The organism is Pseudomonas sp. Q2-TVG4-2 (assembly GCF_013620795.1).
In the GTDB taxonomy this organism is placed as follows: Bacteria; Pseudomonadota; Gammaproteobacteria; order Pseudomonadales; family Pseudomonadaceae; genus Stutzerimonas.
In genome coordinates this window covers 274,381-295,096 of the sequence record NZ_LGLW01000003.1, presented here as the reverse complement: position 1 = coordinate 295,096, position 20,716 = coordinate 274,381, and the positions used below count along the sequence as shown (strand labels likewise).

The following is a 20,716-nucleotide window of genomic DNA, read 5'->3' as shown; positions in this document are numbered from 1 at the left end:
CGTAACGGCCACTACACTCAGGTTAACGCCCCTAGCGCTCCCGTGGCGCATACGCAAACACGTCTGCACGCATCTGCGTCGCATCCATCCCCGCCTCGACCAATGCGTCCAGCGTGCCGTAGATCATCGCCGGAGAGCCGCTGGCATAGACGTGAACCGGCTTGAGATCGGTGAAATCCTCGCAAACGGCCTCGTGCAGCATGCCGCAACGTCCCTGCCAGCCACAGACATCGCTAACGATCTGATGGAGCGATAGATTGGGCATGCGCGCCCACTCGCTCCAATGCGGCAATTGATAGAAATCTTCCGGCCGGCGCACGCCCCAGTACAGGTGCACCGGATGGGCGAAGCCTTCGGCCCGGCAATGCTCGATCAGGCTATGCATTTGCGCCATGCCGGTTCCCGCCGCGATCAGCACCAACGGACCATCTGGCAGCTCGGCCAGGTGCGTGTCGCCGAACGGCATCTGTACCTTGGCCATGCCCTGGCGCCGGATGTAATCGAGCAAACCGATCGCCGACGGCTCTCGCGCCAGCACATGCAACTCCAGCTCTCGGCCGCGTCCGGGGGCGGATGCCAGAGAAAACGCGCTGAACTCACCGTCCTCCCGCTCCAGCAGCAGATATTGGCCGGCGTGATAGCGCGGCGGCTTGCCGGCAGGTGCACGGAGCAACAGGCGAAATACGTCGCCACCCACATCATCACAACTGACCAACTGGCAGCTGAACGTCCGTACCGGCAGCTCGCCAGGCGCGAGAACGCCGTCCCATAGCAGAACGCAGTCCTCCTCGGGCTCGGCCAGGCAGGCGAAGACCTCACCATGGTCGTGGCTTTCGCCGCGCTGGCGCACCCGGCCGTTGACCAGCAGGGCGGCGCAGATAAGGCAGTTGCCATTACGGCACGCCTGCGGGCAGTCGTAACCCAGACGCCGAGCGGCGTCGAGTATCAACTCGCCAGGTTGGACTTCCAGCACCGCGCCGGAGGGTTGCAGCGTAACTTTCATTTATTCAAAAACCTGAATTAACGGCTACGGTCATCAATCGATGCCCAGCTCGGCCCAGAGTTCGTCGACCCGGCGCTTCACCGCCTCGTCCTGGACGATCGCGCGACCCCATTCCCGACTGGTCTCGCCCGGCCATTTGTGCGTGGCATCGAGCCCCATCTTGCTACCCAGGCCGGAAACCGGGGAGGCAAAATCGAGATAATCGATGGGGGTGTTTTCGATCAGCACGGTATCGCGCTTAGGATCCATCCGCGTGGTGATCGCCCAGATAACATCGTTCCAGTCCCGAGCATTGATGTCGTCGTCGGTGACGATGACGAATTTCGTATACATGAACTGCCTGAGGAAGCTCCACACACCCAGCATCACGCGCTTAGCATGGCCGGGGTATTGTTTCTTCATCGTAACCACCGCCATGCGGTAGGAGCAGCCTTCCGGCGGCAGATAGAAATCGGTGATTTCTGGAAACTGCTTCTGCAGGATCGGCACGAAAACTTCATTGAGCGCCACGCCCAAAATAGCCGGTTCATCCGGCGGCCGGCCGGTGTAAGTGCTGTGATAGATCGCATCACGGCGCTTGGTGATGCGCTCGACAGTGAACACCGGGAAGCGATCGACCTCGTTGTAGTAACCAGTGTGATCGCCGTACGGCCCTTCATCGGCCATCTCACCGGGCTGAATGTAGCCCTCAAGCACGATCTCGGCGCCTGCCGGTACTTGCAGATCACTACCCCGGCACTTAACCAGTTCGGTACGGCTACCGCGCAACAGACCGGCAAAGGCATATTCGGACAATGAATCCGGTACCGGAGTGACCGCACCGAGAATGGTAGCCGGATCGGCACCAAGCGCCACGGCTACGGGATAGGGCCGGTCGGGAAACTTTTCGCACCATTCACGAAAGTCCAGCGCGCCGCCCCGGTGGCTGAGCCAGCGCATGATCACCTTGTTGCGGCCGATCACCTGCTGACGATAGATACCGAGATTCTGTCGCTCTTTATTGGGCCCCTTGGTGACGGTCAGCCCCCAGGTGATCAGAGGTCCGGCATCGCCTGGCCAACAGGTCTGAACCGGCAGTGTCGACAGGTCGACATCCTCGCCTTCCAGGACCACCTCCTGACAGGGCGCATCCTTGAGCACCTTGGGCGCCATACTGATGACTTTCTTGTAGATCGGCAGCTTGTTCCAGGCGTCCTTCAGGCCCTTCGGCGGTTCCGGCTCCTTGAGGAATGCCAGCAGCTTGCCGATCTCGCGCAACTCAGAGACTTCCTCGGCGCCCATTCCCAGCGCGACACGCTTTGGCGTGCCAAACAAGTTGCCGAGTACCGGCATGTCGAAGCCAGTCGGGTTCTCGAAGAGCAGCGCAGGCCCCTGCTTGCGCAGGGTACGATCGCAGATCTCGGTCATTTCCAGAACGGGGGACACAGCGGCCGAAACGCGCTTGAGTTCTCCGCGCTGTTCCAGGCCGCTGATAAAGTCGCGCAAATCGCGATACTGCATGCTTGAGCCTCGCATGGGCCGGCAGGTGTCGGGGCGACGAGTTTAGCCTTGGCGCGGGCCGATTCAAAACCTGCAGACAGACAAAGGCCGGGTTTCCCCGGCCTCGGTGGCATGACCAGACGTTTACTTGCGCTTCATTGACATGAAGAATTCTTCGTTGGTCTTGGTGTCCTTGAGCTTGTCGAGCAGGAACTCGATAGCAGCGCTTTCATCCATTGGGTGTAGCAGCTTGCGCAGAATCCAGATGCGCTGCAGCTCTTCCTCGCTGGTCAACAACTCCTCGCGACGGGTGCCCGAACGGTTGATGTTGATCGCTGGGAACACACGCTTCTCGGCGATACGGCGATCCAACTGCAGCTCCAGGTTACCGGTTCCTTTGAATTCCTCGTAGATTACCTCGTCCATTTTCGAGCCGGTTTCAACCAGCGCGGTGGCGATAATGGTCAGGCTGCCGCCCTCCTCGATGTTGCGCGCCGCGCCGAAGAAACGCTTGGGCTTCTCCAGGGCATGGGCGTCGACACCTCCGGTCAGCACCTTGCCGGAGCTCGGGATCACGGTGTTGTAGGCACGCGCCAGACGGGTAATGGAATCCAGCAGGATGACCACGTCCTTCTTGTGCTCGACCAGCCGCTTGGCCTTCTCGATCACCATCTCGGCAACCTGCACGTGGCGGGTCGGCGGCTCATCAAAGGTGGAGGCGACCACTTCGCCGCGCACGGTGCGCTGCATCTCGGTCACTTCTTCCGGGCGCTCGTCGATCAGCAGGACGATCAGGTGGCATTCCGGGTTGTTGCGAGTGATGTTGCTGGCGATGTTCTGCAGCATGATGGTCTTGCCCGCTTTCGGCGGAGCGACGATCAGACCGCGCTGACCCTTGCCGATCGGCGCGCAGAGGTCGATCACCCGGCCGGTCAGGTCTTCGGTGGAGCCATTGCCGGCTTCCATCGTCAGGCGCTTGTTAGCGAACAGCGGCGTCAGGTTCTCGAACAGAATTTTGTTCTTTGCGTTTTCCGGCCGATCGAAGTTGATCGTGTCGACCTTGAGCAGCGCGAAGTAGCGCTCGCCTTCTTTCGGCGGGCGAATCTTGCCGACAATAGTGTCGCCGGTACGCAGGTTGAAGCGGCGAATCTGGCTCGGCGAGACATAAATGTCGTCAGGCCCGGCGAGATAGGAAGAATCCGCGGAGCGCAGGAAGCCGAAGCCATCCTGGAGAATCTCCAGCACGCCATCACCGGAGATTTCCTCACCGCTTTTAGCGTGCTTTTTCAGCAGGGAGAAAATCACGTCCTGCTTGCGCGAACGGGCCATGTTGTCGATGCCCATCTGTTCGGCCATTTCCAGCAGTTCGGTGATGGGCTTTTGCTTAAGTTCGGTCAGATTCATAGAAAGAGATCAGGAAGGATGAAGAAAGCGATTAGCTTGAGGAAGCCGCGCAGCAAGAGACGAACAGGTTCGTTGTGCTTTTAGAGGCTGAAGTGCGTCGGCGACGGCATGCAGAGGGCGACGGAAGAAACGTCGCGAGGCCGAATTTAGCACTGTGCAGACGAAGCGTCCACCCTACCGTTAAAAAAAGCCCCCGCATATGGCGAGGGCTTTGAGAACAGCGTGTTTAACTCAGATGTTGCTGTCGAGGAATGCAGCCAACTGCGACTTCGACAGAGCGCCCACCTTGGTGGCCTCGACGTTGCCGTTCTTGAACAACATCAGTGTCGGAATGCCACGAACGCCATATTTTGGCGGGGTTTCCTGGTTCTCGTCGATGTTCAGCTTGCAGACCTTGAGCTTGCCCTCATAGTCCTTGGCAATCTCGTCAAGCACCGGAGCGATCATCTTGCAGGGGCCGCACCACTCGGCCCAGTAATCGACCAGCACGGGGCCGTCAGCTTGGAGCACGTCCTGCTCGAAGCTGCTGTCGCTGACATTATTGATGTATTCGCTCATGGATTTTCTCCAGGGTCAAAACCGAAAGTGACGCCATCATAGCCCGGCTGGGGGCGGATCGAAAGCCGCAGCCTGTCGCCTGATCAATCACAGCATGGAGACGGGCCGCCAGCGTTCGGGTCGATAACCGGACGGCCCGTATGGGCACTGCGCGTTGGCGGATGTCGATGATCATGTCAGGATGTCGGGGTTTTGCACAGAGACTGCCCCATGCGCCCACCAGCCGCCGAACCCTCTCCGATGATCGCCGCCCTCGATCTCGGGTCGAACAGCTTCCACATGGTCCTGGCCCGCACCAGCAAAGGCGAAATGCGCATCATCGAGCGGCTCGGCGAAAAGGTCCAACTGGCCGCCGGCATCGGCGAAAACCGCATGCTCGACGACGAAGCCATGCAGCGCGGCCTCGACTGCCTACGGCGTTTCGCACAGCTGGTCAATCATCTGCCTCAGGGAGCGGTGCGGGTGGTGGGCACCAACGCCCTGCGTGAAGCGCGCAACCGCGCGCAGTTCATTCGTCAGGCCGAGGCGATCATCAATCATCAGGTCGAGGTGATCTCCGGTCGCGAGGAAGCGCGGCTGATCTATCTCGGGGTGTCGCACACTTTCCCTGCAGCGCCCGGCAAGCGGCTGGTGGTCGACATCGGGGGAGGCAGCACTGAGTTCATCGTCGGTCAGGGTTTTGATTCGCTGCTACGCGAAAGTCTGCAGATGGGTTGCGTGAGCTTCACCCAGCGGTTCTTCCGCGACGGCAAGATCACACCCGCGCGCTATGCCCAGGCCTATACAGCGGCGCGATTGGAACTGATGAGCATCGAACACGGCCTGCGCCGGCTCGGCTGGCAGGATGCGGTCGGCGCGTCCGGCACCATTCGCGCGATCGGCCTGGCGACCAGAGGGGCTGGGTTAAGCAATGGCCAGGTCACGAGCGAAGGGCTAGGCTGGCTCAAGCGCAAGCTGTTCAAACTGGGCGATGTGGACAAGCTCGACATGGATGGCATCAAGCCAGACCGTCGCAGCATCTTTCCGGCAGGCCTTGCCATCCTCGAAGCGATCTTCGATGCGCTGGAACTTTCCAGCATGGCCCATTCCGAAGGCGCGCTGCGCGAAGGGGTACTCTACGACCTCATCGGCCGTCATCATCACGAAGATATCCGGGATCGCACCCTGAGCTTTCTCATGGAGCGTTATCACGTCGACGCCGAACAGGCGACGCGGGTCGAGAGCAAGGCACTGGAAGCCTTCGATCAGGTGTCAGCCGATTGGGAGCTGCTTGAGGATTGGCATCGCGAATTGCTGGGTTGGGCTGCACGGATCCACGAAGTGGGTCTGGATATTGCGCATTACCACTACCACAAGCACGGCGCTTACCTGATCGAACACTCCGATCTTCCTGGATTCTCACGTCAGGATCAGCAGATGCTTGCGCTGCTCGTGCGCGGACATCGTCGCAACATACCCAGGCAGAAGTTCGAAGAGCTGAGCGAAGACGGCGTGAAGCTCACTCGTCTCTGCGTGTTGCTGCGATTCGCCATCCTGTTTCACCATATTCGCGGACCGCAACAGGCGCCGGCATTCGCGCTCAAGGCCGGCGACAATTGCCTCGACGTGGCCTTTCCCGACGGCTGGTTGGAAAACAATCCGCTGACTCAGGCCGACTTCGCCCTGGAAGCGGAGTGGCTGAAGCGGATCGACTTCAGCCTGACGGTACGCTGAGTTCCGATGCAGCGCCGCCAGCCAGTTGCCAGTGGGGTTAATCAGCGCGCGGTTGGACTGCCGAGACGCTCCAGTAGCGTGTTCTGCACGTTACGTGGGTTCTGGTTGCCACTTGGGCTGTTGCGCAGATAACTCCCATCGGGCTGCAGCACCCAGCTCTGGGTGTTATCGGTCAGGAAGCCCTCCAACTCTTTTTTCACTCGCGTGATCAACTTCTTGCCTTCAACGGGGAAACAGGTCTCGACACGACGGTCCAGGTTGCGCTCCATCCAATCTGCACTGGACAGGTAGAGCTTTTCGTCGCCACCGTTGAGGAAGTAGAAAACGCGGCTGTGCTCGAGGAAACGACCAATGATCGAGCGCACCTGGATATTATGCGAGACGCCGACGATGCCCGGCCGCAGGCAGCACATGCCGCGCACGATCAGATCGATCCGCACCCCCGTTTGACTGGCCTTGTACAGGGCCCGGATCATCTTCGCATCGGTCAACGAATTGACCTTGAGGATGATATGCGCCGGTTTGCCTTCGCTGGCGTGCTGGGTCTCTTGGGCAATCATGTCGAGCAACGCTTTTTTGAGGGTAAACGGCGCATGCAAGAGCTTCTTCATGCGCATGGTCTTGCCCATGCCGATCAGCTGGCTGAACAGCTTGGAGACGTCCTCGCAAAGCGCATCGTCCGATGTCAGTAGGCTGTAGTCGGTGTACAGACGGGCATTGCCGGCGTGGTAATTGCCTGTTCCCAGATGGGCGTAGCGCCGTAGCTCACCGTTTTCACGGCGCAGGATCAGCATCATCTTGGCGTGGGTCTTGTAGCCGACTACGCCGTAGATCACCACCGCACCGGCCTGTTGTAGCCGGCTGGCCAGCTGCAGGTTGGATTCTTCATCGAAGCGCGCGCGCAGCTCGATGACTGCCGTGACTTCCTTGCCGTTACGCGCCGCTTCCACCAACGCATCGACAATCTCTGAATTGGCACCGGAGCGATACAGTGTCTGTTTGACCGCCAGCACGCAGGGGTCCTTGGCGGCCTCCCGCAGGAGGTCGACCACGGGGGTGAACGACTCGTAGGGATGCAGCAGAAGGATGTCCTGCTTACCGACAACGGTGAAAATGTTCTCGCTGTTCTGCAGGAGCTTGGGGATCGCCGGCGTGAACGGCGTGTATTGCAATTCCGGATGGCTATCCAGCCCGGTGATACCGAACAGTCGGGTCAGGTTGACCGGACCGTTGACCCGATAGAGTTCGCTTTCGCTCAGACTGAACTGCTTGAGCAGAAAATTGGCCAGGTGCGTCGGGCAGGTATCGACCACCTCCAGTCGCACCGCATCGCCATAGCGCCGAGAGATCAGCTCGCCGCGAAGCGCCCGGGCCAGATCTTCGACATCTTCGGTATCCACCGACAGGTCGGCGTTGCGTGTCAGGCGGAACTGGTAACAGCCCTTGACCTTCATGCCGTGGAACAGGTCGTCCGCGTGCGCATGGATCATGGATGACAGAAACACGTAGTTGGCGCCAGCACCGCCAACCTCTTCGGGAACGCGAATCACCCGAGGCAGCAGCCGCGGCGCCGGAATGATCGCCAGCCCCGAGTCGCGTCCAAAGGCGTCGATGCCTTCCAGCTCGACGATGAAGTTGAGGCTTTTGTTCACCAGCAAGGGGAAGGGATGGGTCGGGTCCAAACCGATCGGGGTGATGATCGGCGCGATCTCGTCGCGAAAATAACGACGCACCCAGGTCTTGATCTTGGTCGTCCAGTGACGGCGACGAATGAACCGCACCTGATGCTTGGCCAACTCGGGCAGCAGGACTTCATTGAGGATCGAATATTGCCGGCTGACCTGCTCGTGGACCAGCTCGGAAATCCGCGCCAGCGCCTGATGGGGCTGCAGGCCATCGGCACCCGCCTGTTCGCGGGCGAAGGTGACCTGTTTTTTCAGCCCGGCGACGCGAATTTCGAAGAACTCATCGAGGTTGCTGGAAAAGATCAGCAGAAACTTCAGCCGCTCCAACATCGGGTAGGACTCGTCCAGCGCCTGCTCCAGCACGCGGATGTTGAACTGCAGCTGCGACAACTCGCGATGGATATACAGGCTGTTGTCGTCCAGGTTCGGCACAGGCTGTGCCGGCGCCGGGGCGTCCTCCAGCTTCTCCACCTCAGGCGCTGGCGGAGCCAACTCCTCGACAGGTTGTGCCTCGCTGGTTGCACGCTGCAATTCGCTTTCGCTGAGTCCCTGGTTGGTCATCGATCTGCCTCGGCAGGGCTCACTGGCCCTGTTTTAATTGTAGGGCGGCCTGTTTGGCGAAGTAGGTCAGAATGCCATCTGCACCGGCACGTTTGAAGGCGGTCAGCGATTCAAGTATCACCGCCTCGTTCAGCCAACCATTCTGGATGGCCGCCATGTGCATCGCATATTCACCGCTAACCTGATAGACGAAGGTCGGCACGCGAAAGGCATCTTTTACGCGCCAGAGAATATCCAGATAGGGCATGCCGGGCTTGACCATGACCATGTCTGCGCCTTCGGCGAGATCGGCACCCACTTCGTGCAGCGCCTCGTTGCTGTTGGCCGGGTCCATCTGATAGGTGTTCTTGCTGCCTTTGCCCAGATTTCCGGCCGAACCCACCGCATCGCGGAAGGGACCGTAGTAGGCGCTGGCATACTTAGCCGAGTAGGCCATGATGCGCACGTTGTGGTGGTCGGCCACTTCAAGCGCCTCGCGGATCGCCTGGATGCGCCCATCCATCATGTCTGAAGGCGCCACGACCTGAGCACCGGCCTCGGCATGGGACAGGGCCTGGCGAACCAGCGCATCGACGGTCACGTCGTTTTGCACATAGCCCTGTTCGTCCAGGATGCCGTCCTGGCCATGAGTGGTGAAGGGATCGAGCGCCACGTCGGTAATGATGCCCAGCTCCGGGAAGCGCTCACGCAATGCACGCGTGGCACGCTGAGCGATGCCGTCCGGATTCCAGGCTTCAGCGGCGTCCAGCGACTTCTTTTCCAGCGGCGTCACCGGGAACAGCGCCAGCGCCGGAATACCCAGCGCCACCAGCTCCTCAGCCTCCTGCAGCAACAGATCGATGGACAACCGCTCCACGCCCGGCATGGATGGCACTTGCTCGCGGCGGTTCTCTCCATCGAGGACGAACACAGGCAGGATCAGGTCATCCACGCTCAGTACATGCTCGCGAACCAGCCGGCGGGAAAAATCGTCCCGGCGGTTCCGACGCAGGCGCGTAGCAGGAAACAGTCGATTGGCGGGAACGAAACTCACAGCGAACTCCTGGCCCGCACAGCGGGCGAATATGACGTTTATAAGCCGACTTCATGACTACCTGATGACAATGCCCATCCATGTCGGCCACCGGATGGCCTCATTGTCGCTACCCTTGACCGGCGCTGCCAGTGCTTTGATCAAGCAATCTCCGGGGCCAGGCCTGGCGTGTAGCGGATTGAGGGACTGAACACCCGTCACAATCAGATATCTAACAAACAGGTGTGGGCTTACCTAGAACACTGCCAGGGATTAGCATCGAAGGCCTTCGCCCAGCTCGCTTGCCGGGCCGTTGAATCTGACCAGGAGTATCCCTTAATGAACAGAAAAGTCGCCGTGATTCTTTCCGGCTGTGGCGTTTACGACGGCTCGGAAATCTACGAAAGCGTGATCACTTTGCTGCGCCTGGATCAGCGTGGTGCCACGGTTCAATGCTTCGCGCCAAATATCGAGCAGATGCACGTGATTAACCACATGACTGGCGAAGAAATGCCGGAGAGCCGCAACGTGTTGACCGAATCCGCACGCCTGGCGCGAGGCGAGATCAAGGATCTGCGCGAGGCGAATGCCATGGAGTTCGATGCGCTGATCATGCCCGGCGGATTCGGTGCGGCAAAGAATCTCTCCGACTTCGCCAATCAAGGCGCTGGCTGCACGGTCCTTCCAGATGTGCTGTCCGTTGCGCAGGCGTTCGCCAAGGCGGGCAAGCCGATCGGCATGATGTGCATTGCCCCGACCATGGCGGCGCAGATATTCGGACCCGGCGTGGTCTGCACGCTGGGTCACGACGATGATCCTGCCGCGGCCGCGTCGAGGGAAATGGGCGTTGAGCATCAGCCTTGCGAAGTCACCGATATCGTCGAGGATCCGCGACACAAACTGGTCACGACCCCCGCGTACATGCTCGCGCAATCAATCAGCGAAACGGCATCGGGTATTTACAAGCTGGTCGATCGAGTACTGGAGCTCACGAACAAATAACCGTTCGCCGAGCGTGCCCTCGGATCCCGAGCCCAGGCTCGGGATTTTTCGTTCAGCCTGGGGGCTATACGGCCAATCGTACCGGCGCTCCGGCCGCGCCACTGGCCAATCTCCTTTCGCTCCGGCAGCTTTGGACGATCTGCCAGGAAGCCACCCCATGCCCCATCACAAGATAGACACCATCGAAGAGCAACAACATGCCGTGCGCCAGCTCTTCAACCGCATTCCTTTCAACGAGTACCTGGGCATCGAACTGGATGAAGTGTCCCGCGAGCGAGTCATGATGCATTTGCCGATGAAGCCCGAGCTGGTCGGCAATTTCTTCCACGGCATTCTGCATGGGGGTGTGATTGCCTCGCTGCTCGATGTAGTTGGCGGTGCCATGGCAATGATCGGCGCCTTCGAAAAGCATCAGCATCTGACCACCGAAGAGCGCGCCTTGCGCCTCTCACGTCTCGGCACCATCGATCTGCGCATCGACTACCTGCGCCCAGGGCGGGGCAAGCGCTTTAGCGCCAGCGGGACGCTGTTGCGCTCCGGCAACAAGGTTGCGGTGGTTCGCTCCGAGCTGCATAACGAGGACGGTGTGTTGGTAGCGGTAGGGACAGGTACGTATCTTTGCGGCTGATCCATGCAAGCCGGAGGTCGGAGCCGAAGAAAGAGCGGAATGGTCTCGGCTAGCGAGCTCTGGCTCGCGTCAGTTGGATCAGCAGGCGATCCAGCGCATTGGCAAACGCCTGGCGATCGCGCTCGCCATAAGCAGCCTGACCACCTCCGACCTGCCCTTGCTCACGCAGGTCGGTGAACAGATTCCGTACTGCCAGACGATCGCCCATGTTGCGCTCATCGAATTCTCGACCGCGTGGGTCGAGCGCCGCCACGCCCTTCTTGACCAGACGGTCGGCCAGCGGCACGTCGCTGCAGATCACCAGTTCGCCGGGCTGGGCATGTTCGACCAGGTAATCGTCCGCAGCATCCGGGCCACTCGGCACCACGATCAAACGAACACAGGCGAAAGCCGGCTTGATCTGACTCTGCCCGGCCACCAGCAGCACCTCGAACTTGCGCTTGAGGGCGAACTTGATCAGTTGCTCTTTCGCCGCCTTCGGGCAGGCATCGGCATCGACCCACACCCGCAAGGGTTCGCTCGTGTTCATACCGCTGCCCGCCGCACCGTAGCCAACAAGGCCGCCGCGCCAGCGAACATAGCCGCGAAGCTTCGATTAACCAGGCGCTGCTGGCGCGGGGTCCGTAGCAGCCGCAACACCTTGGCCGCCAGACCGGTATAGCCCGCCATGACGATAAGATCCACCGCCACCATCGTGGCACCCATGTGCAGGTACTGCACCACCAGGTCTCGCTGCGGGTCGAGGAACTGCGGCAACACGGCAAGAATGAACACGATGGCTTTCGGGTTGCTGGCATTGATCAGAAAACCGCGAAGCACCAGCACCAGCGGTCGACCAATCGGCCGAGGGGCGGCACTGTCGTCGAGCATTTCCGGCAACGCTCGCCATTGCTTCAGCGCGAGCCACAGCAGATAGGCGACACCAAACCACTTAATCAGGCTGAAGGCCAGTGAAGAGGTCGCCAGTACGGCGCCTACCCCGGCCGCCACGACTGCGATCTGCAGCGCCAGCGCGATTTGCAGACCAATGGCGTTCCAGTAGCCGCGCCAGAAGCCGTACTGCAAGCCACAGGACATCGAGGCGATTGCCCCCGCGCCCGGCGACAGGCTGATGACCCAACAGGCAACAAAGAAAGCAAGCCAGGTTTCGAACGTCATGGTTGATCCTCATGCACCGGCTGCGCCGAGCAGACGCAGCCCGCTATAGCTCTCAGTCCGGTATGTCCTTGCCGAGTTTCACCGGCTCTTTCAGCTTGCGATTCATCGCCTTGCGCATGCGGATGTTGAGCGCTTCGACCGCTAGCGAGAAAGCCATGGCGAAGTACACGTAACCCTTGGGCACATGAGCACCAAAGGCTTCGGCAACCAGCAGCGTGCCCACCACGATGAGGAACGACAGCGCGAGAATCTTCAGCGTTGGATGCTTCTCGATAAAATCGCTGATGGTGCCGGCCGCCAACATCATCACCCCGACGGCGATGACGATCGCGGCGACCATTACTTGTACGTTGTCCACCAGACCCACCGCGGTAATCACCGAGTCCAGCGAGAAGACGATATCGATCACCGCGATCTGCAGGATGATGCCGACGAAGCCAGCCTTGACCGCGCCGCCAGTGGTGCCGTCCTGCCCCTCTTCGCCTTCGACGCTGTGCCAGATTTCCATGGTGCTCTTGAACAAGAGGAACAAGCCACCGAAGAACAGAATCAGGTCGCGCCCGGATACGCCCTGCTCGAATACCGTAAACAGGTCATTGGTCAGGCGCATTACCCAGGCAATCGACAACAGCAACAAAATCCGCGTACCCATCGCCAGGGCCAGCCCGAAGAAGCGCGCCTTGGGTTGCTGCTCCTTGGGTAAACGTCCGACCAGAATGGAAATGAAGATGATGTTGTCGATACCGAGGACGATTTCCAAGGCGGTCAGCGTCAGAAACGCGACCCAGATTTCCGGGCTGCTAAGCCATTCCATGAGTGCTACTCGTGTGTGCTGTGATTGGAGGTTTGGATGTCTGTCCCACGCCAGCGGCGCACGACCTTCTGAAAGAATAAGCTGTTTGGCACCTGAACGATCGCACCAGTTCCGCTCTCGGAGATTTCCTCCAGCGTGGTGTAGAGCAGGTTGATGTCGATGACTCGACCCTTGACGATGGGTTTGTCGAAGCTCTCCACCAGCTCCACAAGATCGCCTAATCGGAAAGGTCCCACCGTCATGATGAGCACGGCGCAAAGCAGGTTGGACAGCACGCTCCAGATCGCAAAAAAGGCGACGGCAGCGACCGCAACGAACCCGGAGAAGGCGGTCCAGAGCACGGTTGCAGAAACCCCGAAGCGCTCAAGCACCATGATCAGCGCACCGCCCATGATGAACCAGCGAATACCGCCCCGCAGCGGCAGCAGCAGTTCAGGCGGCAACGGATAACGCCTGCCCAGCCGTTCCAGCCCGCGCGCCACCAGCCGCTGCAACAGGTAGGCGATAAACAGGATCAATATGACCTGCAGCCCGAGCAGCAGCGGATCTCGCCACTGCTGGACAAGTAGCAGCAGTGGCTCGTTCATGCGCTGCCCTCGAGCTGCCCTTGCAAGTCTTCCAGGGCTTCCAGAGCTTCCAGCCAGGCCGCCTCCAGCTCGCCCTCACGCACCTTCAGTTCCGCCTGTTCGGCCAGCAGCCCGCGCAACTCATCCTTGCGCGCCGCCTCATAGAGTGCGGCATCACCGAGTCGCTGCTCCAGCACGGCCAGCTTGTCATGAACACCGACCAGATCCTTTTCGAACTTGTCCGCCTGGCGTTTGAGCGGCGCCAGCTGCTGCCGCAAAGCAGCAGCAGCCTGACGCAAGGCGCGTTTGTCCGACTTGTCGCCGGATGGCTCGGTTGCGCTCACCGGCTGCTGGCGGGCGCGGAAATCCGCCAGCCATCGCGCGTAATCTTCGAGGTCTCCGTCGAAGGTGACGACCCGCCCTTCCGCCACCAATAGAAACTCGTCGGTCGTACTCTTGAGCAGATGGCGATCGTGTGACACCACCAACACCGCACCCTCGAAATCCTGTAGCGCCAGCGTCAGAGCCAAGCGCATCTCCAGATCCAAGTGATTGGTCGGTTCGTCGAGCAGCAGCAGGTTGGGCTTGCCCCAGGCGATCAGTGCCAGTGCCAGCCGCGCCTTTTCACCGCCGGAGAAATTGAGGACCGGCTCGTCGCAGCGATTGCCGCGAAAATCGAAACCACCCAGAAAATCGCGCAGGACCTGCTCACGCTCGCCCGGTGCAATGCGCTGCAAGTGCAACAGCGGGCTGGCCTTGGCGTCCAGGGCGTCGAGCTGATGCTGGGCGAAATAGCCGATCACCAGATTCTCGCCACGCTGCAGACGGCCACCCAATGGCTGCAGTTCGTTCGCCAGCGTCTTGATCAGCGTCGACTTGCCCGCACCGTTGGGACCGAGCAGACCGATCCGTGCGCCGGGCACCAGCTGCAGCTTGACCTTGTCCAGCACCTGCTTGTCGCCGTAGCCAAGACGCCCTTCAGCCAGATCAAGCAGCGGACTGGAGACTTTGTCGGCTTCTCGGAAAACGAAGTCGAACGGCGAATCAATATGCGCCGGCGCCAGCTCCTCGAGCTTTTCCAATGCCTTGATCCGGCTCTGCGCCTGGCGCGCTTTGCTCGCCTTGGCTTTGAAGCGCCGAATGAAATCTTCCATGTGCTCGCGCTGCGCCTGTTGCTTCTCGAACGCTTGCTGCTGCTGCGCCAGGCGCTCGGCGCGCGCCCGTTCGAAGGCCGAATAACCGCCGCGATAGAGCGTGAGCTTGCGCTGTTCGACGTGCACCACGTTACCAACCACCTCGTCGAGGAAATCGCGGTCGTGAGAGATAAGCATCAGCGTGCCCGGATAGCTCTTGAGCCAGGCTTCCAGCCAGAGAATGGCATCCAGATCGAGGTGGTTGGTGGGTTCGTCGAGCAGCAACAGGTCGGACGGACACATGAGCGCCTGGGCCAGATTCAGGCGCATCCGCCAGCCTCCAGAGAAGCTGCTGACCGGAAGATCCATCTGTTCGTTGGCAAAGCCCAGGCCTGCGAGCAGTTTGCGCGCTCGGGCATCGGCGGTGTAACCGTCGGCGTTGTCCAGTTCGGTATGCAGACGCGCCAGAGCGGTACCGTCATGAGCAGCCTCGGCAACGGCGAGTGCGCCTTGAACACGACGCAGCTCGGTGTCGCCATCGAGCACATAGTCGACGGCCAGACGATCGAGCGTATCGACCTCCTGACGCATGTGGGCGATGCGCCAGTCCGGTGGCAACTGGCAGTCGCCGCCATCGGGTGTGAATTCGCCACGCAGCAACGCGAACAGGCTGGACTTGCCGGCACCATTGGCGCCAACCAGTCCGACCTTCTGGCCGGGGTGAAGAGTCAGCTCGGCGCCTTCGAGCAGACGCTGAGGGCCGCGCTGTAGAGTCAGGTTCTGAAGTCGGATCATAATGGCGGCGGAGTTTATCAGGTCGCCCGGAAATCCATCCGGCTGCTTATAAAAAATAACCGACCCTATGAAGCGTGACGATCTCTGGAGCTTTGCTCTTGCCTGCTACGACCAGCCTGGCGTGGAAGCCGCCTGTCTCGAACTGCAAACGGCCGGCGCGGATGTTTGTCTGCTGCTGGCCGGCGCCTGGCTGGAATGCCGCCGCATCGCCTGTGATGGCGCACGGCTCGAGCAGCTGAAGGCCGTCAGTGACGACTGGCGAACTCAAGTGGTTGCCCCGCTGCGGGGCCTTCGCCAAAGCTGGCGTGAGCAAGCCGACCGGGACAGCGATCTGGCGAGTCTACGTAGTCGGATCAAGCAGTTGGAGCTCGAGGCCGAGCAGATCCAGCTTCATCGTTTGCAGTCAGTAGCGGAGCATTGGTCGGCAAGCCGCGGGTCGGCCGATTGGCTGGATCAGCTCTGCGCCGACCTCAGCGCCGAGCCGCGCGCATCGCTGAGGACACTGCGATGCGCGGCTGCGACTCAGCTTGCGTCCGGAGACTGATCTACGGTTTCGCGCTTGCCTGCGGCCGGCTTGCGGGCTGCAGGCTTCTTCGCCGGCGCGGGCTTGGCAGCCGAAGCGGGCGGTGCGGCTGGAGCCGGCTTGCCAGCCTTGCTGGCGGGACGGCGGCGAGAAGCACTGGGCGCCTTGGTAGCCGGCGCCTTCGCTTCGGCCGACTTCATCGCGGCGCTGCTCTTGGCTGCGGCGGGTTTGGCGCGGCTGGTAGCCGGACGCGAAGCACTGGTAGAAATCTCGCCTGGTGCCGGTTTGCTAGCCGCAGACGTGGAGGTACTGGAAGAACTCTTGCTCCGAACCGTGGCGCGCGAGGCGGCAGGCTTGGCGCGTGACGCCAAGGCCTGGCCCGCGGCGTTTTCGACCTGCGTGATGCCTTGGGCGAGTTTCAGGCTCTGCTCCGCATCACGCTTCAACTCAGAGAGGTAATTCAGCGTTTCACTCTGCCGCGCCTGCAGCACAGCGAGCATTTCGTCCAGCTCGGCCAGCTTGGCGCGGGCCTTGGCTTGCGCCTTCGATTTGCCAGCCTCGCCGGCATCGTCGAGCTTGGCGCGCGCCTTGACGACCTTTTCCTGCGTCTTGCCGCGCTGCTTCTCAAGCTTGGCCAGCAGAACTTCCGCGTCCTTCTGCGCCTCGCTGCAAGCCTTTTGCAGATGCACCACCAGGCTGTGCGACAACTGCTGCAGCAGATGCAGCGGCGTGGTGACCGAGTCCTTCTTTGCGGGCATGAAGCCGCCTCCTGACGGGATGGGTCAGCCGGATTGACGTTCCCAGAAATCCACCAACAGACCGCCATACAGCATGGCGGCCCCACTCACCTGGGTCACGGATCAGGCCGTCGCAGCCGCCTGCTTGTGCGCGGTGTGCAGCACTTCGATGAGGCAATCCTCGAGTTCGAAACGCTCATGCAGCAGCTGCCCCAGACGCTTCAACTCGTCCGGCAGGCCTGGGCTGTTCAGGCAATCGCCGTTATCGCAACGATCATTGAAGGCCACCGCCACTTCAGTGATGGCTTCGATGCGCGGGTAGATCTGGCGGGCCAGGTCGAGGCCGCGCTTGTCGCCGAATGCTTCGGCTTCATTGAGCAGCTGCTCGTAGATTTCGAAATGCCCAGCCGACACATAGTCGAGCAGGATTTCGCAGAACTTCTGCAAGGCGGAGCGACTCGCCGTGGCGGCGTCGCTGACATGCAGTCCATCGAATGCATTGATCAAGGCATGGCGTTCTTGCAGCCAGCGGTCGATCAGCAGGTGCACACCTCCCCAGCGTTCCTGGGCGTTCCGACAGCTCTCGAGCATGATGACCTCACTTCCCTAATCGATGATGCCTGTTGCGCCTTCCGAGACGGTTTTTTGTCTTGGGATATCGGCCTTGGGTGAGTGGCAGCGAAATTGGCAGAAAACCGACGCTGCCAGAGCAGACTAAGCTGCGGCGACCGAAGCATCAAGCAGTAGGGATGAATTTTCATCCAGCCAGCCGGCAGGAGCAGATCGCTTCGCTCTGGTCCATTGACCGCCAAGCGCAGCGATCATTCGCCCACCCCGACAAAATGTCTCAATCGCGCCGCAGCAGCTGCCAGAAACAGAGCAGAGCCATCGCAATGAACGCCAACAAGGTCCACTCCGGAATGCTCATGCCCAGCAGCGTCCAACTGACTTCGGCGCACTCGGCCGTGCCGTGGAGCACCAGGCGGGCGATCTCCTGGAACGGCAGCGCATCCATCATGTAGTCGAGGCTGGGCAGGCAGCTCGGCAACTGATCGGCCGGCATGTTCTGCAGCCAGATTTGGCGTATCGCTGTGGCGCCGCCTGCAGCAGCGAACAGCAGCGCCAACACCGAATAAACACGGCGGCCGGTCTTGCGCGGCCCGTGAAGCGCGGCGATCAGGCAGACCAGACCGAAGGCGATCACGCAGATGCGCTGAACTATGCACAGGGGACATGGCGCCAACCCGACTACATGCTCGAGATACAGCGCAGCGATCATCATCAGCGCGCAGCCGATGAAAGCCAGAAGAAACAGCGAACGTGGTCTGGCCAGGTTCATGGTGACTCCGCAGACAGGAAAAGTTCGCTACGGTAGTGCTGCACGCGGCGGGCTGCAAGCCATACGGTAAATCGACGCGGGGCGCGGAATGGCCTACAGCCCCGCGCCCCGCAAATCGCTAGCCGTTGCTGATAACCTGCAACCGATTGGCGCTGGATTGATCGAGGAGCCCGAGCCCCTCCTGGAACAGCCGGTTACTGCGTTCCTTATCGCCAAGCTGCGCGAGCAGACGAGCCAATTCGGCGCAGGTCTCGGCACGATGCTCCAGGCGCAGGCTCGCTTCCAGATAGTCACGCGCCTTGCCCCAGAATTCGTTACGCAGGCTCAGGCGGCCCAGCGCGAGCAGCAGTTCGGGATTTTCCGGATGCGCCTTCAGCCAGGCCTCCGCGTTGGCCAACTGGCGCCCTGGCTCGCGCCCGCGAACGCGACCATATCGCTCGACAAGGCGGTCATCGAACTGGCGCTTGAGCGCTGCATGGAGCACCTCTTCCGCTTTCTCGTCCGCGCCCGACCGACTCAAGCCGTCGGCAAAGGCACGCACCAGCAGCGGCTCGTTACGCAGTTTGCTCGGCACGGATTGCCAGCGCTGATTCAACGCCTGCTGCGCATCCTCCGGCGTAACACCCTGCACTTGACCGACCTGCTCCAGGGCAGCAGTCCAGGCCAGCAATTCCAGCTCGTCCAGCCGTGCCGGCGGCAGCACACGGTGCTTGCGCAGCTCCGGCAGCAGCCGGCACAGCGCAGGCCAATCTTGCAGCTGCACATAGAGCTGCTGGAGCAGTGTCAGCACATAGGGATGACGTGGGTGCTCGTTGTGCAGCACCGTCAGGGACTCCCGCGCCTCGCTGTATTGGCCCCGCGCGATCTGCAACTGGGCCCGCGTTAGACCGACGGCCAGTCCGGCCGCTGGTTCACGCTCGCGGGCCTGGCGCAGCAATTCATCACTCTGCTCATGCTCGCCGAGCTCGCTCGCCGCCCGGGCAGCACCGAGGTAGTGCACCAGCGGCTGGCGATCGTGTTCGGCGGCGATGCGCAGATGGCCTAGTGCATGGCTCCACTGCCCTTCGGCCAACTCCCGCAGGCCCGAACGCGAAGCCTTGGCGACCCGCCGCGCGCGGTGGCGCCGCGACCAGGGATTGACCAGCGTGCCGGACGCATGAAGCAACCCGAGCAGCCAGTGAAGCACCATGGCCAATAGCCAGAGACAGGCGATCAGACCGAGGAAAATCCAGAAGCTCGACTCGTAACGAAAGCGGTCATAACTGATCAGGACGTATCCGGAATCCTGATAGATGGCCCAGCCGAGAAAGCCGGCGATCGCGAGCAGGATTACAGCAAAAATCACCAATCGCTTCATGTGCGCAGATCCCCTTCTGCCGTCTGCTCGGCTTCAGCCGGTTGCGCGGCCTCGCCAGCTGGCTCGCCGCGTTCGGCAGGCTCACTGTTTCCGGCAGATTCTCGCTTTTGCACATAGGCCTGAATGGCCTGAAGGGCAGGCGCCAGGTCCGGCAACGTGACTGAGACCTGCCGTTTTGCAAGCTGCTCGATGCGATCACGTAGACCGCGGCTCTGGCCATTCCCCTCGCTGAAATGGTCCTCGATCAACCGAGCAGCCTGATCCAGCGACTGCCGATAGACTTCCTCGTTGCCATTGAGCACGGCCCACTGCGCCTGCTCGATAGCCAGCGACAGAGCCAGTCGCACCTGTGCCAGGCTCTGGCCAGCGAGTAGCGGTTTGACATCGGTACCAGCATCGAAATCGATCCGGACGTAGCGCGTCAACTCGTCCAGCCATTGCCGCCAGCGGCTTTCGCCCTGCGTCGCGGACTGGCTAGGGCCGTTTTCGAACTTCGGGGCCAGACCGCTGAGCTGATTGACCTGTCCACGCAAGGCGCCCAGTTGCAGGAACAGCCCGGTGCGGTCTAATTCCGGCAGGCTGCGCAATGCCTCGAGCCCCTCCAGCAGTTTCTGCCGTGCGCCGTACGCACCGGGATCGTCCTGCTTGCGCAGGATCAGGTCGGCCTCAGCGATCAGCGACTCAGCGCTGTTCACGTCCTGCATGGCCGACAAGCGCAACATCGCCATACGCAACAGGTGCTCGACCTCAGCCAGCCGCCACTGCTCACGACTGGCGCCGAGCACCTGTTCGACCCGTCCCGAGAGGCGCTGCTGATCGCTTTGCAGCTCCGAAAGCAGGCGGCGGCGGTCTTCCAGCTGTTCCGCCGAAGGCAGCTGCTCCAGCCGCGTGAGACGGCTGGCCAGCTGCTGACTGCGCTGATCCAGCTGACGTGCCTGCTCGCGCGTCGCCTGAGCAGCATCGACTTGTTGACGTTCTTGCTCGGCCAGCTGCTGGGTCTGCCAGACGCTGTAACCACCGGCCGCCAGACCCGCCAGGCCGACCAACAGAGCGAGGCCGGCCAGCGCTTTGCCGCCACCATGGGAGTCGGAGGCGGCTGCAGGCGACGTCTTGGGCGGCGGAGTCTTCGGCGGCTCTTTCGAATCCTTCGGGGGCTCTTTCTTGACGGGCTTTTGTGGGGCGACGGGATCATTGCCCGTAGGTTGCTGCGCTGCCTTATCGGAATCTACTTCGCTCACGTTTCCATCCT

General features: G+C 61.2%; 20 protein-coding genes. 4 read left to right on the top strand and 16 right to left on the bottom strand.

From position 1 onward, the window contains the following. Positions 1-31: 31 nt before the first annotated feature. From H3028_RS07770 to trxA, 4 genes are all read right to left on the bottom strand, one after another. Positions 32-1,003 (bottom strand): CDP-6-deoxy-delta-3,4-glucoseen reductase, encoded by a 972-nt coding sequence (locus H3028_RS07770; protein ID WP_181296452.1) that lies wholly within the window; start codon positions 1,001-1,003, stop codon positions 32-34. 33 nt (positions 1,004-1,036) lie between these two features. Continuing rightward, complete coding sequence (gene ubiD, locus H3028_RS07765) at positions 1,037-2,503, bottom strand: 4-hydroxy-3-polyprenylbenzoate decarboxylase (protein WP_181296451.1); 1,467 nt, start codon at positions 2,501-2,503, stop codon at positions 1,037-1,039. A gap of 123 nt (positions 2,504-2,626) precedes the next feature. Further along, complete coding sequence (rho, locus tag H3028_RS07760) at positions 2,627-3,886, bottom strand: transcription termination factor Rho (protein ID WP_045430829.1); 1,260 nt, start codon at positions 3,884-3,886, stop codon at positions 2,627-2,629. Positions 3,887-4,117: 231 nt separating this feature from the next. Next, entirely contained in the window at positions 4,118-4,444 is a 327-nt protein-coding gene (trxA, locus tag H3028_RS07755; protein ID WP_021207111.1) for a thioredoxin TrxA, read from the bottom strand. A gap of 210 nt (positions 4,445-4,654) precedes the next feature. Here trxA and ppx point away from each other — a divergent pair, with 210 nt between their 5' ends. After that, entirely contained in the window at positions 4,655-6,157 is a 1,503-nt protein-coding gene (ppx, locus tag H3028_RS07750) for an exopolyphosphatase (RefSeq protein ID WP_181296450.1), read from the top strand. A gap of 41 nt (positions 6,158-6,198) precedes the next feature. Here the strand turns inward: ppx and ppk1 are convergent, their stop codons facing one another. After that, positions 6,199-8,403 (bottom strand): polyphosphate kinase 1, encoded by a 2,205-nt coding sequence (ppk1, locus tag H3028_RS07745; protein ID WP_181296449.1) that lies wholly within the window; start codon positions 8,401-8,403, stop codon positions 6,199-6,201. A gap of 19 nt (positions 8,404-8,422) precedes the next feature. Further along, positions 8,423-9,436: a porphobilinogen synthase gene (gene hemB, locus H3028_RS07740; protein ID WP_181296448.1), complete on the bottom strand. Its 1,014-nt coding sequence runs from the start codon at positions 9,434-9,436 to the stop codon at positions 8,423-8,425. 318 nt (positions 9,437-9,754) lie between these two features. Between hemB and elbB the strand changes: the two genes are divergently transcribed. Next, positions 9,755-10,417, top strand: a complete 663-nt coding sequence (gene elbB, locus H3028_RS07735; protein WP_181296447.1) for an isoprenoid biosynthesis glyoxalase ElbB — start codon at positions 9,755-9,757, stop codon at positions 10,415-10,417. A gap of 157 nt (positions 10,418-10,574) precedes the next feature. After that, positions 10,575-11,045 carry a thioesterase family protein gene (locus tag H3028_RS07730; protein ID WP_181296446.1) on the top strand — a complete coding sequence of 157 codons (471 nt, stop codon included), beginning with the start codon at positions 10,575-10,577 and terminating at the stop codon, positions 11,043-11,045. A 49-nt stretch (positions 11,046-11,094) separates the two neighbouring features. On the opposite strand, the gene H3028_RS07725 is transcribed toward H3028_RS07730, so the two are convergent. The 5 genes from H3028_RS07725 to H3028_RS07705 are packed head-to-tail and all read right to left on the bottom strand — an operon-like array spanning position 11,095 to position 15,511. Next, positions 11,095-11,556 carry a YaiI/YqxD family protein gene (locus tag H3028_RS07725; protein ID WP_181296543.1) on the bottom strand — a complete coding sequence of 154 codons (462 nt, stop codon included), beginning with the start codon at positions 11,554-11,556 and terminating at the stop codon, positions 11,095-11,097. Positions 11,557-11,570: 14 nt separating this feature from the next. Continuing rightward, positions 11,571-12,203, bottom strand: coding sequence for a LysE family transporter (locus H3028_RS07720; protein WP_181296445.1), 633 nt, complete (start codon positions 12,201-12,203; stop codon positions 11,571-11,573). Between the two features lie 52 nt (positions 12,204-12,255). Further along, the gene (locus H3028_RS07715; protein ID WP_181296444.1) at positions 12,256-13,017 is read right to left on the bottom strand and encodes a TerC family protein; all 762 of its coding nucleotides are present in this window, start codon (positions 13,015-13,017) and stop codon (positions 12,256-12,258) included. A 5-nt stretch (positions 13,018-13,022) separates the two neighbouring features. After that, entirely contained in the window at positions 13,023-13,604 is a 582-nt protein-coding gene (locus H3028_RS07710) for a mechanosensitive ion channel family protein (RefSeq protein ID WP_181296443.1), read from the bottom strand. Continuing rightward, entirely contained in the window at positions 13,601-15,511 is a 1,911-nt protein-coding gene (locus H3028_RS07705) for an ATP-binding cassette domain-containing protein (protein WP_181296442.1), read from the bottom strand. The genes H3028_RS07710 and H3028_RS07705 overlap by 4 nt, the downstream gene beginning before the upstream one ends. 67 nt (positions 15,512-15,578) lie before the next feature. On the opposite strand from H3028_RS07705, the gene H3028_RS07700 reads away from it, so the two are divergent. Further along, positions 15,579-16,055 carry a TIGR02444 family protein gene (locus H3028_RS07700; protein WP_181296441.1) on the top strand — a complete coding sequence of 159 codons (477 nt, stop codon included), beginning with the start codon at positions 15,579-15,581 and terminating at the stop codon, positions 16,053-16,055. Here the strand turns inward: H3028_RS07700 and H3028_RS07695 are convergent. The 5 genes from H3028_RS07695 to H3028_RS07675 all read right to left on the bottom strand — a co-directional run bounded on the left by H3028_RS07695 (position 16,034) and on the right by H3028_RS07675 (position 20,705). Continuing rightward, a complete protein-coding gene (locus H3028_RS07695; RefSeq protein ID WP_181296440.1) occupies positions 16,034-16,792 on the bottom strand; it encodes an AlgP family protein in 759 nt (252 codons plus the stop codon). The genes H3028_RS07700 and H3028_RS07695 overlap by 22 nt on opposite strands. Positions 16,793-16,894: 102 nt before the next feature. Beyond that, positions 16,895-17,362: a sigma D regulator gene (rsd, locus tag H3028_RS07690; RefSeq protein WP_181296439.1), complete on the bottom strand. Its 468-nt coding sequence runs from the start codon at positions 17,360-17,362 to the stop codon at positions 16,895-16,897. A 256-nt stretch (positions 17,363-17,618) separates the two neighbouring features. Beyond that, positions 17,619-18,110 (bottom strand): disulfide bond formation protein B, encoded by a 492-nt coding sequence (locus tag H3028_RS07685; protein ID WP_181296438.1) that lies wholly within the window; start codon positions 18,108-18,110, stop codon positions 17,619-17,621. A gap of 118 nt (positions 18,111-18,228) precedes the next feature. Continuing rightward, entirely contained in the window at positions 18,229-19,467 is a 1,239-nt protein-coding gene (locus tag H3028_RS07680) for a heme biosynthesis HemY N-terminal domain-containing protein (protein ID WP_181296437.1), read from the bottom strand. Further along, complete coding sequence (locus H3028_RS07675; RefSeq protein ID WP_181296436.1) at positions 19,464-20,705, bottom strand: uroporphyrinogen-III C-methyltransferase; 1,242 nt, start codon at positions 20,703-20,705, stop codon at positions 19,464-19,466. The genes H3028_RS07680 and H3028_RS07675 overlap by 4 nt, the downstream gene beginning before the upstream one ends. Between the last annotated feature and the right edge of the window lie 11 nt (positions 20,706-20,716).

Excerpts from the sequence above, each read along its gene's own strand:
- H3028_RS07715 (WP_181296444.1), bottom strand. The coding sequence starts at position 13,017 with ATGGAATGGCTTAGCAGCCCGGAAATCTGGGTCGCGTTTCTGACGCTG.
- H3028_RS07710 (WP_181296443.1), bottom strand. The coding sequence starts at position 13,604 with ATGAACGAGCCACTGCTGCTACTTGTCCAGCAGTGGCGAGATCCGCTG.
- H3028_RS07680 (WP_181296437.1), bottom strand. The coding sequence starts at position 19,467 with ATGAAGCGATTGGTGATTTTTGCTGTAATCCTGCTCGCGATCGCCGGC.
- elbB (WP_181296447.1), top strand. The coding sequence starts at position 9,755 with ATGAACAGAAAAGTCGCCGTGATTCTTTCCGGCTGTGGCGTTTACGAC.
- H3028_RS07720 (WP_181296445.1), bottom strand. The coding sequence starts at position 12,203 with ATGACGTTCGAAACCTGGCTTGCTTTCTTTGTTGCCTGTTGGGTCATC.
- H3028_RS07695 (WP_181296440.1), bottom strand. The coding sequence starts at position 16,792 with ATGCCCGCAAAGAAGGACTCGGTCACCACGCCGCTGCATCTGCTGCAG.
- trxA (WP_021207111.1), bottom strand. The coding sequence starts at position 4,444 with ATGAGCGAATACATCAATAATGTCAGCGACAGCAGCTTCGAGCAGGAC.
- H3028_RS07700 (WP_181296441.1), top strand. The coding sequence starts at position 15,579 with ATGAAGCGTGACGATCTCTGGAGCTTTGCTCTTGCCTGCTACGACCAG.
- ppk1 (WP_181296449.1), bottom strand. The coding sequence starts at position 8,403 with ATGACCAACCAGGGACTCAGCGAAAGCGAATTGCAGCGTGCAACCAGC.
- H3028_RS07705 (WP_181296442.1), bottom strand. The coding sequence starts at position 15,511 with ATGATCCGACTTCAGAACCTGACTCTACAGCGCGGCCCTCAGCGTCTG.
- H3028_RS07685 (WP_181296438.1), bottom strand. The coding sequence starts at position 18,110 with ATGAACCTGGCCAGACCACGTTCGCTGTTTCTTCTGGCTTTCATCGGC.
- rho (WP_045430829.1), bottom strand. The coding sequence starts at position 3,886 with ATGAATCTGACCGAACTTAAGCAAAAGCCCATCACCGAACTGCTGGAA.
- ubiD (WP_181296451.1), bottom strand. The coding sequence starts at position 2,503 with ATGCAGTATCGCGATTTGCGCGACTTTATCAGCGGCCTGGAACAGCGC.
- H3028_RS07770 (WP_181296452.1), bottom strand. The coding sequence starts at position 1,003 with ATGAAAGTTACGCTGCAACCCTCCGGCGCGGTGCTGGAAGTCCAACCT.
- rsd (WP_181296439.1), bottom strand. The coding sequence starts at position 17,362 with ATGCTCGAGAGCTGTCGGAACGCCCAGGAACGCTGGGGAGGTGTGCAC.
- H3028_RS07730 (WP_181296446.1), top strand. The coding sequence starts at position 10,575 with ATGCCCCATCACAAGATAGACACCATCGAAGAGCAACAACATGCCGTG.
- ppx (WP_181296450.1), top strand. The coding sequence starts at position 4,655 with ATGCGCCCACCAGCCGCCGAACCCTCTCCGATGATCGCCGCCCTCGAT.